Origin of the sequence: Streptococcus oralis (assembly GCF_023109155.1) — a bacterium.
GTDB classification, from domain to species: Bacteria; Bacillota; Bacilli; order Lactobacillales; family Streptococcaceae; genus Streptococcus; species Streptococcus oralis_BZ.
In genome coordinates this window covers 140,509-153,992 of sequence record NZ_JALDUA010000003.1, presented here as the reverse complement: position 1 = coordinate 153,992, position 13,484 = coordinate 140,509, and the positions used below count along the sequence as shown (strand labels likewise).

The following is a 13,484-nucleotide window of genomic DNA, read 5'->3' as shown; positions in this document are numbered from 1 at the left end:
TAAAATAGTTTTGAAACTGAAATCTATTCTACTACAAGCTATTGAAAGCGCTTAACAAATGATATATAATAAGCCCATAAGAACAAGAAAGGGAGGAAAGAGGATGCCACAGATCAGCAAAGAAGCCTTGATTGAACAAATCAAAGATGGAATCATTGTCTCTTGCCAGGCACTTCCTCACGAACCGCTTTATACAGAAGCGGGAGGAGTCATTCCCTTGCTAGTCAAAGCGGCTGAGCAAGGTGGAGCAGTCGGTATCCGAGCAAATAGTGTTCGCGATATCAAGGAGATTAAGGAGGTTACGAAACTCCCGATTATCGGGATTATCAAACGTGACTATCCGCCACAGGAGCCTTTCATTACAGCTACGATGAAAGAAGTGGATGAACTGGCTGAACTAGACATCGAGGTCATTGCTCTGGATTGTACCAAACGTGAACGTTACGATGGTTTGGAAATTCAGGACTTTATCCGACAAGTTAAAGAAAAGTATCCGCATCAACTCTTAATGGCTGATACTAGCACGTTTGAAGAGGGTATAGCAGCAGTTGAAGCAGGAATTGATTTTGTTGGAACAACCCTATCAGGTTACACCTCTTATAGTCCGAAAGTGGATGGTCCAGACTTTGAACTGATCAAAAAACTGTGTGAAGCAGGTGTGGATGTCATAGCTGAAGGGAAGATTCATACACCAGAACAAGCTAAGCAAATCCTTGAATATGGGGTGCGAGGTATCGTTGTTGGTGGAGCTATCACTAGACCAAAAGAGATTACGGAACGCTTTGTTGCCGGTCTTAAATAACACAATCTCAAAAAAGAGGAGAGTGGTCGATGCGTCGGAGAAAATGAAAACGTATACAAATATAAAGAACTCATTATCCAATATGGATACGCTTATCAATTAGGAGAATACAGATGAAATTTAGAAAACTAGCTTGTACAGTACTTGCGGGTGCTGCGATTCTTGGCCTTGCTGCTTGTGGTAACTCTGGTGGAAGCAAAGATGCTGCAAATTCTGGTAGCGATAGCGGAAAAACAGAAATCACTTGGTGGGCATTCCCAGTCTTCACACAAGAAAAAACTGGTGACGGTGTTGGAACTTATGAAAAATCAATCATCGAAGCTTTTGAAAAAGCAAATCCAGATGTAAAAGTGAAATTGGAAACCATCGACTTCAAGTCAGGTCCTGAAAAGATCACAACAGCCATCGAAGCAGGAACAGCGCCAGACGTACTCTTTGACGCACCAGGACGTATCATCCAATACGGTAAAAATGGTAAATTGGCTGAGTTGAACGACCTCTTCACAGACGAATTTGTCAAAGATGTCAACAACGAAAATATCGTACAAGCAAGTAAGGCTGGAGATAAAGCTTACATGTATCCAATCAGTTCAGCTCCATTCTACATGGCTATGAACAAGAAAATGTTGGAAGATGCTGGAGTTGCAAACCTTGTAAAAGAAGGTTGGACAACTGATGATTTTGAAAAAGTTTTGAAAGCGCTTAAAGATAAAGGCTACACTCCAGGTTCATTGTTCAGTTCTGGTCAAGGGGGAGACCAAGGAACACGTGCCTTCGTTGCAAACCTTTATGGCGGTTCTGTAACAGACAAAGACGTAACCAAATATACAACAGACGATCCTAAATTCGTTAAAGGTCTTGAAAAAGCTGCTAGCTGGATTAAAGACGGTCTATTGAACAATGGTTCACAATTTGACGGTGGAGCAGACATCCAAAACTTTGCCAACGGTCAAACTTCATACACAATCCTTTGGGCGCCAGCTCAAAACGGTATCCAAGCGAAACTCTTGGAAGCAAGTAAGGTAGATGTGGTAGAAGTACCATTCCCATCAGACTCTGGTAAACCATCTCTTGAATACCTTGTAAACGGATTTGCAGTATTTAACAACAAAGACGATAAGAAAGTCGCAGCTGCTAAGAAATTCGTTCAATTCATCGCAGATGACAAAGAATGGGGTCCTAAAGACGTAGTTCGTACAGGTGCCTTCCCAGTTCGTACTTCATTTGGCAAACTTTATGAAGACAAACGTATGGAAACAATCAGTGGCTGGACTAAATACTACTCACCATACTACAATACTATCGATGGATTTGCTGAAATGAGAACACTTTGGTTCCCAATGTTGCAATCTGTATCAAATGGTGACGAAAAACCAGCGGATGCTTTGAAAGCCTTCACTGAAAAAGCTAACGAAACCATCAAAAAAGCTACAAAACAATAAGCACTAAGTCAGATTGATTCCCCCCTTTTCCCTGTGCACTATGGTGTAAGAAAAGGGGGACTTTTGTTTGAAATAGTAGGAACTGTCACGAAATTAAAATGAAGTTCTTACATAAGCGAATCTTAAAAAATTTCATTTTGGTTTTAAAACAGTTCAAGAAAATTAAAAACTATTCTATTTGAAAGAGAGGTGCCGACTGTGAAAGTCAATAAAATTCGTATGCGGGAAACAGTGATTTCCTACGCTTTCCTAGCACCAGTGTTATTCTTCTTTGTCATCTTTGTCTTGGCTCCTATGATTATGGGATTCATTACAAGTTTCTTTAACTACTCCATGACTAAATTTGAGTTTGTGGGCTTGGACAACTACATTCGCATGTTTAAAGACCCTGTCTTTGTGAAGTCTTTGATCAATACCGTTATCCTGGTTATTGGATCTGTTCCGATTGTGGTTCTCTTCTCGCTCTTTGTAGCATCTCAAACCTATCATCAAAATGCCATTGCCCGTTCTTTCTATCGTTTCGTCTTCTTCCTTCCTGTAGTTACAGGTAGTGTTGCTGTAACGGTTGTATGGAAATGGATCTATGACCCCCTATCAGGGATTCTAAACTTTGTCCTTAAGTCAAGCCACATCATCAGCCAAAACATTTCTTGGCTGGGTGACAAAAACTGGGCTTTACTAGCGATTATGATTATCCTTTTGACAACATCTGTTGGTCAACCGATTATCCTTTATATCGCTGCTATGGGGAATATTGACAACTCACTTGTTGAAGCAGCGCGTGTTGACGGTGCGACTGAATTTCAAGTCTTCTGGAAGATCAAATGGCCTAGCCTTCTTCCAACAACTCTTTACATCGCGATCATCACAACCATCAACTCATTCCAATGTTTCGCCTTGATTCAGTTGTTGACTTCTGGTGGTCCAAACTATTCAACAAGTACACTCATGTACTACCTTTATGAAAAAGCCTTCCAATTGACAGAATACGGCTATGCAAATACCATCGGTGTCTTCTTGGCAGTGATGATTGCCATTGTCAGCTTTGCTCAATTCAAGATCCTCGGAAACGACGTAGAATACTAAAGAAAGGAGACAGTTATGCAACCTACACAAAAGAAACCCTTAACAGCTTTCACTGTTATTTCAACGATTATCTTGCTCTTGTTGACCGTGCTGTTCATCTTTCCATTCTACTGGATCTTGACAGGGGCCTTCAAATCACAACCTGATACCATTATGATTCCGCCACAGTGGTTCCCTAAAATGCCAACCATGGAGAACTTCCAACAACTCATGGTGCAAAACCCTGCTATGCAGTGGATGTGGAACTCTGTATTTATCTCACTGGTAACCATGTTCTTAGTCTGTGCAACCTCTTCTCTAGCAGGTTATGTCTTGGCTAAAAAACGTTTCTATGGTCAACGCATTCTCTTTGCAGTCTTTATCGCTGCCATGGCGCTTCCAAAACAAGTTGTCCTTGTACCATTGGTACGTATCGTCAACTTCATGGGAATTCACGATACTCTTTGGGCAGTTATCCTGCCTTTGATCGGATGGCCATTTGGGGTCTTCCTTATGAAACAGTTCAGTGAAAACATCCCTACAGAATTGCTTGAATCAGCTAAAATCGACGGTTGTGGTGAAATTCGTACTTTCTGGAGCGTAGCCTTCCCTATTGTGAAGCCAGGATTTGCAGCCCTTGCAATCTTTACCTTCATCAATACTTGGAACGACTACTTCATGCAGTTGGTTATGTTGACTTCACGTCAAAACTTGACTATCTCACTCGGGGTTGCGACCATGCAGGCCGAAATGGCAACCAACTATGGTTTGATCATGGCGGGTGCAGCTCTTGCAGCCGTGCCAATCGTAACGGTCTTCCTTGTCTTCCAAAAATCCTTCACTCAAGGGATTACTATGGGAGCGGTTAAAGGTTAAGACCTTGCGAAAATCGAATTTAAACGACGTTAGCGTTACCTTGCCATTCTTAAGTATTGCCTGCGGTTAGCTTTCTAGTTTGTTCTTCGATTTTCATTGAGTATAAGAGAATATAGAGTTATAAGTGTCTACAAAATGGAGAGTATGCAGTTACTTCGTGAAGTTTTGTCAGACACTTATAAACTTAAGAATGAACTCTTTTCATGATACTAGTTAGAGTAGGTTCGTTTTATGGTAACTATTTTCCGCTTTAGTGGTATCTAAGATAAGAATCTTACGCTTATCTTAGACGGAATTTTTGAGACTGACGATGAAAGAGCAAAAGGCTCAAAAATTAGGAATGAAATTCCGAAGGAATTTGCTTCCGTCCGCACTATTACAGGGAAATAGAGAAGGAACATTCGAAACTGAAAACTAGTAACTATCAGAAACGAAGGAAACAGTATGATTTTTGACGATTTGAAAAACATCGCCTTTTACAAGGGAATCCATCCAAATCTAGACAAGGCTATCGACTATCTCTATCAGCACCGTAAGGATTCTTTCGAACTCGGTAAGTATGAGATTGACGGGGACAAGGTCTTTCTAGTTGTTCAGGAAAATGTCCTCAATCAAGCTGAAAATGATCAATTTGAGCATCATAAGAACTATGCAGACTTGCATTTGCTGGTAGAAGGACATGAATATTCGAGCTACGGTTCACGTATCAAAGACGAAGCGGTAGCATTCGACGAAGCGAGCGACATTGGCTTTGTCCATTGTCATGAAAAATACCCACTCTTGTTGGGCTATCACAATTTTGCAATTTTCTTCCCAGGAGAACCGCACCAGCCAAATGGCTATGCAGGTATGGAAGAGAAGGTTCGCAAATATCTCTTTAAAATTTTGATTGATTAAAAGAATCAGGAGGAGCAAACATGGCACAAAAAGGAGTAAGCCTTATCAAGGCAGCATTTGATACAGATAATTTTCTCATGCGTTTCAGTGAGAAAGTCTTGGATATCGTGACAGTCAATCTTCTTTTTGTCGTCTCTTGTTTGCCCATCGTGACGATTGGAGTGGCGAAAATCAGCCTTTATGAGACCATGTTTGAGATTAAGAGAAGCAGACGGGTACCAGTCTTTAGAACTTATATAAGGGCCTTCAAGCAAAATCTGAAACTGGGTTTCCAGTTAGGTTTGCTGGAGTTGGGCATAGTTTTGCTAAGCCTTTTAGACCTCTATCTTTTCTGGGGCCAGACAGCTTTACCTTTTCAGATTGTGAAAGCTATTTGTTTGGGGATTCTCATCTTCCTCACTCTCGTGATGCTGGCTAGTTATCCCATCGCTGCGCGCTATGATTTGTCTTGGAAAGAAGTGCTGCAAAAAGGGCTTATCTTGGCAAGTTTTAACTTTCCATGGTTCTTCCTCATGTTAGCCATTCTCTTTCTCATTGTGATGGTTCTTTATCTATCCGCCTTCACTCTCCTTTTGGGTGGATCAGCTTTTATCCTCTTTGGTTTTGGTTTGCTAGTCTTTCTCCAAGCAGGATTGATGGAGAAAATTTTCGCCAAATACCAGTAGGATGGCTTGTTTCTGAAACTACTTTCAATCGTTAAAGTTTCTAAAATACAAGTAGAAACTAAAATCTAAGTGTATACAAGATATTGAAAGCGATTTTCACAAGGTGTATACTAAACTTGTAAAGAATAGAACTGCTCTCAGCAGAAAAAAGAAATCTTAGGAGAAAATCTATGTCAGATTTGAAAAAATACGAAGGTGTCATTCCAGCCTTCTACGCATGTTATGATGATCAAGGAGAAGTAAGTCCAGAGCGTACGCGTGCCTTGGTTCAATACTTCATTGATAAGGGAGTTCAAGGTCTCTATGTCAACGGTTCTTCTGGTGAATGTATCTACCAAAGTGTAGAGGACCGCAAGTTGATTTTGGAAGAAGTCATGGCAGTTGCCAAAGGAAAATTGACTATCATCGCTCATGTTGCTTGCAATAATACAAAGGATAGTATGGAACTTGCTCGCCACGCAGAAAGCTTGGGAGTAGATGCCATTGCAACAATTCCACCGATTTACTTCCGCTTGCCTGAATACTCAGTTGCTAAATACTGGAACGATATCAGTGCTGCAGCACCAAATACAGACTATGTGATCTACAACATTCCTCAATTAGCAGGAGTTGCTTTGACTCCAAGTCTTTACACAGAAATGTTGAAAAATCCACGTGTCATTGGTGTTAAAAATTCTTCAATGCCAGTTCAAGATATCCAAACTTTTGTTAGTCTTGGTGGTGATGATCATATCGTCTTTAATGGTCCAGACGAACAATTCCTAGGCGGACGTCTTATGGGAGCAAAAGCTGGTATCGGTGGTACTTATGGCGCTATGCCAGAACTCTTCTTGAAACTCAATGAGTTGATTGCTGAGAAAGATTTGGAAACAGCGCGTGAATTGCAATACGCTATCAATGCAATCATTGGTAAATTGACTGCTGCACATGGAAATATGTACGGTGTGATCAAAGAAGTCTTGAAGATCAATGAAGGACTTAACATTGGATCAGTTCGTTCACCATTGACGCCAGTGACTGAAGAAGATCGTCCAGTTGTAGAAGCAGCTGCAGCCTTGATTCGTGAAACCAAGGAGCGCTTCCTCTAATCCATAAGGAGGTATTTATGACACACTACGTTGCAATTGATATCGGTGGAACCAACATCAAATATGGTTTGATTGACCAAGAAGGCCAACTTGTTGAATCGCATGAAATGCCAACCGAGGCGCATAAGGGTGGACCTCATATCTTACAAAAGACAAAAGATATCGTAGCCAGCTATTTAGAAAAAGGCCCAGTAGCAGGTGTTGCCATTTCTTCTGCAGGAATGGTGGATCCTGATAAGGGGGAAATTTTCTACGCTGGTCCTCAGATTCCCAACTATGCAGGAACCCAGTTCAAGAAGGAAATCGAGACGAGTTTTAATATTCCTTGCGAGATTGAGAATGACGTCAATTGTGCAGGTCTGGCTGAGGCAGTATCTGGTTCAGGCACGGGAGCGAGTGTCACTCTTTGCTTGACCATTGGAACCGGTATCGGTGGTTGCTTGATTATGGGTGGGAAAGTCTTCCATGGATTTAGTAATTCAGCCTGCGAAGTTGGTTATATGCACATGCAGGATGGAGCTTTCCAAGACCTCGCCTCTACCACAGCCTTGGTAGAATATGTAGCAACAGCTCATGGCGATCCAGTTGATCAGTGGAATGGCCGACGCATTTTCAAGGAAGCTACTGAAGGAAACAAGATCTGTATGGCTGGTATTGACCGCATGGTAGACTATTTAGGAAAAGGTCTGGCAAATATTTGCTACGTTGCCAATCCAGAAGTGGTCATTCTCGGTGGCGGGATCATGGGGCAAGAGGCTATCCTCAAACCGAAGATCCGCACAGCCTTGAAGGCGGCCTTGGTGCCAAGCCTAGCTGAAAAAACACGATTAGAATTTGCCCATCACCAAAACACAGCAGGGATGTTGGGAGCCTATTATCATTTCAAAACAAAACAATCCTAGTTTGGAGCTATAGAATTAAGAAAAACACTGAATCACTACTCGAGTGAAAACTGTTTTGCTTAATTCTTTTTTTATTGAAAAATTTAAGCCAAAGGAGGTAATCGTGAGAAACTAGGAGAAAATAACCACCTTGAATGAAAGGTTAGGCCGAGATAAAGAACTACAAGGCGAGAGCAATTCTATCATCCATTGAATTGATATTTAGCTTGAGTAAATGGGAAAATGTGGAAAAATGATATAATGAGATGGATGAAAAATTGACAAATTAGAATTTCTAGAGGTGAGAAAATGTAATGGCAACTGATTCACCTGAAATCGAAATCATATAAAATTACGAGGAGATTGTAAGATGAACAATTATATAAAATTAAATGAAGATAGATGGAATAATGTAAAAAATGACTATACTGAGCCATTGACACAGGAAGAATTAGAAGAAGTTAGAAAGCATCCAATTTCTGTTGCCTTAACTGTTGGGAAAAAAGTTCCGATAGAATGGTTTGAAAAAGCAAACGGGAAAAAGATATTAGGGTTAGCTTGTGGTGGTGGACAGCAGGGTCCCGTTTTTGCTGCAAAAGGTTATGATGTCACCATTATGGATTTTTCTAAATCACAATTAGAAAGAGATGAGTTGGTTGCTAAAAGAGAAGGCTTAAAAATCAATACGGTTCAAAGCGATATGACAAAACCATTTCCATTTGAAAATGAAACTTTTGATATTATTTTTAATCCAGTTTCAAATGTATATATAGAAGATTTAGAAAACATGTATAAAGAAGCCTCTCGCGTATTGAAAAAGGGTGGACTCTTAATGGTCGGATTTATGAATCCTTGGATCTACATGTATGATGCTGACATTGTATGGGACAAACCCGATGAGGAATTGCTTTTAAAGTTTTCACTCCCTTTTAATTCAAGAGAGCTTGAAGAGGAAGGCAAAATCACCATCAATCCAGAATATGGATATGAATTTAGCCATACCTTAGAAAGTCAGATTAGAGGACAACTAAAAAACGGTCTCGCTATGATCGATTTTTATGAATCATGTGATAAAAGGCATCGATTGTCACCTTATGGAAATGATTATATCGCTACACTTTGCATTAAACTATAATCTTATATAACGTACTTCTGAAGAATAGCTCGTTTTATTTTCCTGAAGGGTTAAAATCTAAATCTCACTTTGTCGAAGCAAAACGATTAAATAAAATTAAAGAGAGGAAGTAAAAGCAGCACATAGTCGCTACTTCTTTTTTTGATGTCAAACATTCAAAAATGGAAAGGAGAATTTAAGGAAGAACTGAAAAGCCCAGATAAAAAAGGCATTAGCACAAAGAGAAAGATTGGAAAGACTACCTATGTGCCTACTATCATTTCAAGACAAAACAATCCTAGTTTGGCTCAACCAAACTAGGATTTTCTAACGCGTTTTTGTCTACGATAGCCATTGAGTTTTTTATTTTCCCAATAGCTGTTAAAGATTTTTTCCTTGCTCTCGCGATTGATTTCCAAAAAGTAGGCATAAATCAAATCTATTAAAATGAGCATAGGGAGTTGAGCGGAAATACGCTGGATGTAAGAAGATTGACTATGGCTTGCGACAAGGACTGTTTCGGTATAGGCCTGACTATTTTTATTTGGAGCACTGGTAAAGAGAATGGTTTTGGCACCCATTTCCTTGGCATCCAACAAACTATCGAGGACGGATTGGGTAGTGCCTGATAGGGAAAAACCAAGTACCAGACAATTTTCATCCATGATACTGGTCGTCCACGCAAAGCCATCCTGATCGGTCAAAGCTTCACAGACAACACCTAGACGCATAAAGCGCAGTTTCATCTCACGGGCAATCAGACCAGAACTTCCCGTCCCAAAAAAGTAAACTCGTTCTGCGTTATCGATTAATTGAGCGACGCGTTCCAGTTGTTCTTCGTCGATCAAATCCTGTGTTTGTTCTCGCATGATACTGTAGCTTCGCAAAACACGTTTGGTCAAAGGACTGTGTTTGTGCGAATGAGTGTCCGCTTTACTAGACTGGTGCTGGTATTGAAAGACGAACTCTCGGTAGCCTGTAAAACCACACTTTTTGGCAAAGCGGGTCAAGGCTGCTTGGGAGATATGTAATTTCTGGGTAACTTGCTGAGAAGAGAGATCATCTTGGATTGTTTCAGCTTGCAAAAAATAGCGAGCGATTTCTTGCTCGAGCTCGGTTAATTCTTCAAAATGGAGGTCGATTATGGTTGCGATATCTGGCTTGTTCATGAGGCTCCTTTTTATGAGTCAAAGTCTTAAAAGTTAACGCTTTCCTAACTATCACTATCATTATATCATAGAAAATAGGATAACCAAATAAAAAGGCATTTTCAATTAAAAGTCAAAAAATGCTTCGACTTTTCCAAGAGTTTCTCCGTAAAATATGGTACAATGAAATGTACTGAGCTTCACCTGTTTGCTCTATTATTTTAGGGAAAATAAAGGTGGAAATCGGGAATTTTTCTAGAAAAGAGTCTTAGTTGTATGAGAAAATTTAATAGCCATTCGATTCCGATTCGGCTTAATTTACTATTTGCGATTGTCATCCTGCTCTTTATGGCCATTATTGGTCGATTGTTATACATGCAGGTGCTCAATAAGGATTTTTATGAAACAAAATTGGCCTCAGCCAGCCAAACAAGGGTAACAACTAGTTCAGCTCGTGGACAGATCTATGATGCGGCAGGGAAACCCTTGGTAGAAAACACTGTCAAGCAGGTTGTTTCTTTCACACGAAACAATAAAATGACTGCAACTGAATTGAAGGAGACAGCCAAGAAACTTCTCACATATGTAAATGTAACCTCCCCTGATCTGACTGATCGACAGATTGCAGATTATTACTTGGCGGATCAGGATATTTACAAAAAAACAGTCGAATCCTTGCCAAGCGATAAACGCCTGGATTCAGATGGGAACCGCTTATCGGAAGCGACACTTTACAATAATGCGGTTGAAAGCATTGACGTGAGTCAACTTAATTATACAGATGACCAGAAAAAGGAAATCTATCTCTTTAGTCAGCTCAATGCTGTTGAAAATTTTGCAACGGGAACCATTTCTACGGATGCCTTAGATGATACCCAAGTTGCTCTCGTTGCATCAGCGTCCAAGGAATTACCAGGTATCAGCATTTCAACCTCATGGGATCGTAAAGTACTGGATACATCTTTATCGACAATCGTCGGTAGCGTTTCAAATGAAAAGTCAGGACTTCCAGCAGAGGAAGTTGATGCCTATCTCAAAAAAGGGTATTCTCTCAATGACCGAGTGGGAACTTCCTATCTTGAAAAGCAATATGAAGATGTTCTTCAAGGCAAACGCTCCGTCAAAGAAATCCACCTCGACAAACACGGAAATATGGAAAGTGTGGAAAATGTCGAAGAAGGAAGTAAAGGAAACAACATCAAGTTAACGATTGACCTAGCTTTCCAGAATGGTGTGGACGACCTACTCAAGAGCTACTTCAACTCAGAGTTGGGTAACGGTGGAGCAAAGTACTCTGAAGGAGTCTACGCTGTAGCTCTTAATCCTAAAACCGGTGCAGTTCTGGCGATGTCGGGTGTCAAGCATGATGTCGAATCCGGTAAATTAAGTTCAGATTCGCTTGGAACAATAACCAACGTCTTTGTGCCAGGATCTGTTGTTAAGGCAGCAACCCTTAGCTCTGGTTGGGAAAATGGAGTCTTGTCAGGTAATCAAACCTTGACAGACCAGCCGATCGTTTTCCAAGGTTCGGCCCCTATCAATTCATGGTATACCTTGTCCTATGGCTCTTTCCCTATCACAGCAGTTGAGGCTTTGGAATACTCTTCTAATACCTACATGGTTCAAACTGCGCTAGGAATCATGGGACAAACCTACACGCCAAATATGACAGTCGCAACGGGACAGTTAGAGACTGCAATGGGCAAATTGAGATCAACCTTTGGGGAATACGGACTCGGAGCTTCAACAGGGATTGACCTCCCAGATGAATCCACAGGATTTACGCCGAAAGAATTTGATTTGGGGAACTATATCAATAATTCCTTTGGTCAGTTTGATAACTACACACCGATGCAGTTAGCCCAGTATGTCGCAACCATTGCAAACAATGGCGTACGTTTGGCTCCTCACATCGTTGAAGGGGTTTATGGAAACAATGACCAAGGTGGCTTAGGCAGTCTGGTTCAAGAAACAGCCACTAAGGAACTAAACAAGGTCAATATCTCAGAATCAGATATGGCTATCTTGCAGCAAGGTTTCTATCAAGTTTCGCATGGAACGAGTGCTCTAACAACTGGTCGTGCCTTTTCAAATGGCGCCGCCGTTTCCATCAGCGGGAAAACGGGTACTGCCGAAAGTTACGTTAATGGCGGTCAAAAAGCCAATAATACCAATGCAGTCGCCTATGCACCGACCGAAAATCCTCAAATCGCGGTCGCAGTCGTCTTTCCTCATAATACCAACCTTACAAACGGTGTCGGACCTTCGATTGCACGCGACATTATCAACCTCTATAACCAACACCATCCAATGAATTAGAAAGGAACTTATGCTGTATCCAACACCTATTGCCAAGCTGATTGATAGCTATTCAAAGTTACCAGGTATCGGAATCAAAACGGCTACCCGCCTAGCCTTCTATACCATTGGAATGTCTGATGACGATGTCAATGAATTTGCCAAAAATCTCCTGTCTGCTAAGCGGGAATTAACCTATTGTTCCATCTGTGGCCGTTTAACGGATGATGATCCTTGCTCGATCTGTACAGATCCGACTCGTGATCAGACAACCATCTTGGTACTAGAGGATAGTCGCGATGTGGCTGCTATGGAAAACATCCAAGAATACCATGGACTCTATCATGTCTTGCACGGCCTCATTTCTCCGATGAATGGTATCAGCCCAGACGATATCAACCTCAAGAGTCTTATGACCCGTCTCATGGATAGTGAGGTTTCAGAGGTGATTGTGGCAACCAATGCGACGGCAGATGGGGAAGCGACATCTATGTATCTCTCTCGTTTGCTCAAGCCAGCTGGTATCAAGGTCACTCGTCTAGCACGAGGACTAGCCGTGGGAGCAGATATCGAGTATGCAGACGAAGTCACACTCTTACGAGCCATTGAAAATCGGACAGAGTTGTAGGAGTCAGTTAAAACGTAGCTTATTTTGACACATAAGACGAGCCCTAGGAATTTTTCTAGGGCTTGTCTTTTTCTGTTTCTCACGAGAGGTGAACAAGCCTTGCTAATAAGACTACTCAAACTATAAGGCATCAGAAAACGGGTCTCCAAAATCACTAGTGGCGTCTTTGTCAAACTCATTCACTGAGCGATAGAGTTTACTCTAAGGAGATGAGCTCACTTGCCCTTAGGGTTTGTTTTGAAATCGTACTATTTTTGTGTTATGATATGGTCAATATACAATGAATAAAGGGAGTTTGAAGTATGGGTGGAAAGATAAAATCTAGCACGATAGCAGCAGAGGCAGCTATTAATGAATTGGTTGGGTATGACACGAGCAAGAAGCAAAATCAGCAAGTAGAATTTTCATATACTTCTGAAATTGCAGGGATGGAAGCTGGACGCCAGGCTTGCAATCAAATGCTTCAGGCGGTCAGTGATTTCAGCTCGGCTGTTTTGACACAAGCAAATAAGTTTCCAGAAATTGCTCATAAGATTGAAAAACGCGACGTAGAGCTGGCTAAGAGATGGGAACATTAAAA

General features: G+C 41.1%; 13 protein-coding genes. 12 read left to right on the top strand and 1 reads right to left on the bottom strand.

Features of this window, described 5'->3' with window-relative positions; translation table 11 throughout:
- Nucleotides 1-103 precede the first annotated feature (103 nt).
- The 9 genes from M1F63_RS07120 (at nt 104) to M1F63_RS07080 (ending at nt 8,851) form a co-directional block, all read left to right on the top strand.
- The gene (locus M1F63_RS07120; protein ID WP_001135645.1) at nt 104-802 is read left to right on the top strand and encodes an N-acetylmannosamine-6-phosphate 2-epimerase; all 699 of its coding nucleotides are present in this window, start codon (nt 104-106) and stop codon (nt 800-802) included.
- A gap of 113 nt (nt 803-915) precedes the next feature.
- Nucleotides 916-2,244, top strand: coding sequence for an ABC transporter substrate-binding protein (locus M1F63_RS07115; RefSeq protein WP_049520432.1), 1,329 nt, complete (start codon nt 916-918; stop codon nt 2,242-2,244).
- Nucleotides 2,245-2,463: 219 nt separating this feature from the next.
- A complete protein-coding gene (locus M1F63_RS07110) occupies nt 2,464-3,330 on the top strand; it encodes a carbohydrate ABC transporter permease (protein WP_161801140.1) in 867 nt (288 codons plus the stop codon).
- 15 nt (nt 3,331-3,345) lie between these two features.
- Entirely contained in the window at nt 3,346-4,185 is an 840-nt protein-coding gene (locus M1F63_RS07105; protein WP_001183243.1) for a carbohydrate ABC transporter permease, read from the top strand.
- Nucleotides 4,186-4,629: 444 nt separating this feature from the next.
- Entirely contained in the window at nt 4,630-5,082 is a 453-nt protein-coding gene (locus M1F63_RS07100) for a NanQ anomerase/TabA/YiaL family protein (RefSeq protein WP_000575429.1), read from the top strand.
- Nucleotides 5,083-5,102: 20 nt separating this feature from the next.
- A complete protein-coding gene (locus M1F63_RS07095; protein WP_247941083.1) occupies nt 5,103-5,747 on the top strand; it encodes a YesL family protein in 645 nt (214 codons plus the stop codon).
- Between the two features lie 170 nt (nt 5,748-5,917).
- Nucleotides 5,918-6,835, top strand: coding sequence for a dihydrodipicolinate synthase family protein (locus tag M1F63_RS07090; RefSeq protein WP_247941082.1), 918 nt, complete (start codon nt 5,918-5,920; stop codon nt 6,833-6,835).
- Nucleotides 6,836-6,852: 17 nt separating this feature from the next.
- Nucleotides 6,853-7,737, top strand: coding sequence for an ROK family protein (locus M1F63_RS07085; RefSeq protein ID WP_247941081.1), 885 nt, complete (start codon nt 6,853-6,855; stop codon nt 7,735-7,737).
- 349 nt (nt 7,738-8,086) lie between these two features.
- Nucleotides 8,087-8,851: a class I SAM-dependent methyltransferase gene (locus M1F63_RS07080; protein WP_070568366.1), complete on the top strand. Its 765-nt coding sequence runs from the start codon at nt 8,087-8,089 to the stop codon at nt 8,849-8,851.
- Between the two features lie 296 nt (nt 8,852-9,147).
- Here M1F63_RS07080 and M1F63_RS07075 read toward each other — a convergent pair whose 3' ends face one another.
- Complete coding sequence (locus M1F63_RS07075) at nt 9,148-9,999, bottom strand: MurR/RpiR family transcriptional regulator (RefSeq protein WP_070568369.1); 852 nt, start codon at nt 9,997-9,999, stop codon at nt 9,148-9,150.
- A 255-nt stretch (nt 10,000-10,254) separates the two neighbouring features.
- Between M1F63_RS07075 and pbp2b the strand changes: the two genes are divergently transcribed.
- The 3 genes from pbp2b to M1F63_RS07060 all read left to right on the top strand — a co-directional run bounded on the left by pbp2b (nt 10,255) and on the right by M1F63_RS07060 (nt 13,482).
- On the top strand, nt 10,255-12,297 hold the full coding sequence (gene pbp2b, locus M1F63_RS07070; RefSeq protein ID WP_247941080.1) for a penicillin-binding protein PBP2B: 2,043 nt from the start codon (nt 10,255-10,257) through the stop codon (nt 12,295-12,297).
- Nucleotides 12,298-12,307: 10 nt separating this feature from the next.
- Nucleotides 12,308-12,904, top strand: coding sequence for a recombination mediator RecR (gene recR, locus M1F63_RS07065; protein ID WP_000966754.1), 597 nt, complete (start codon nt 12,308-12,310; stop codon nt 12,902-12,904).
- 302 nt (nt 12,905-13,206) lie between these two features.
- A complete protein-coding gene (locus M1F63_RS07060; protein WP_000509001.1) occupies nt 13,207-13,482 on the top strand; it encodes a TIGR04197 family type VII secretion effector in 276 nt (91 codons plus the stop codon).
- Nucleotides 13,483-13,484: the final 2 nt, after the last annotated feature.

What these genes read in the sequence shown, in the direction of transcription:
- pbp2b (WP_247941080.1), top strand. Translation starts at nt 10,255, where the DNA reads ATGAGAAAATTTAATAGCCATTCGATTCCGATTCGGCTTAATTTACTA.
- M1F63_RS07075 (WP_070568369.1), bottom strand. Translation starts at nt 9,999, where the DNA reads ATGAACAAGCCAGATATCGCAACCATAATCGACCTCCATTTTGAAGAA.
- M1F63_RS07115 (WP_049520432.1), top strand. Translation starts at nt 916, where the DNA reads ATGAAATTTAGAAAACTAGCTTGTACAGTACTTGCGGGTGCTGCGATT.
- M1F63_RS07100 (WP_000575429.1), top strand. Translation starts at nt 4,630, where the DNA reads ATGATTTTTGACGATTTGAAAAACATCGCCTTTTACAAGGGAATCCAT.
- M1F63_RS07110 (WP_161801140.1), top strand. Translation starts at nt 2,464, where the DNA reads ATGCGGGAAACAGTGATTTCCTACGCTTTCCTAGCACCAGTGTTATTC.
- M1F63_RS07090 (WP_247941082.1), top strand. Translation starts at nt 5,918, where the DNA reads ATGTCAGATTTGAAAAAATACGAAGGTGTCATTCCAGCCTTCTACGCA.
- M1F63_RS07060 (WP_000509001.1), top strand. Translation starts at nt 13,207, where the DNA reads ATGGGTGGAAAGATAAAATCTAGCACGATAGCAGCAGAGGCAGCTATT.
- M1F63_RS07120 (WP_001135645.1), top strand. Translation starts at nt 104, where the DNA reads ATGCCACAGATCAGCAAAGAAGCCTTGATTGAACAAATCAAAGATGGA.
- recR (WP_000966754.1), top strand. Translation starts at nt 12,308, where the DNA reads ATGCTGTATCCAACACCTATTGCCAAGCTGATTGATAGCTATTCAAAG.
- M1F63_RS07095 (WP_247941083.1), top strand. Translation starts at nt 5,103, where the DNA reads ATGGCACAAAAAGGAGTAAGCCTTATCAAGGCAGCATTTGATACAGAT.
- M1F63_RS07080 (WP_070568366.1), top strand. Translation starts at nt 8,087, where the DNA reads ATGAACAATTATATAAAATTAAATGAAGATAGATGGAATAATGTAAAA.
- M1F63_RS07085 (WP_247941081.1), top strand. Translation starts at nt 6,853, where the DNA reads ATGACACACTACGTTGCAATTGATATCGGTGGAACCAACATCAAATAT.
- M1F63_RS07105 (WP_001183243.1), top strand. Translation starts at nt 3,346, where the DNA reads ATGCAACCTACACAAAAGAAACCCTTAACAGCTTTCACTGTTATTTCA.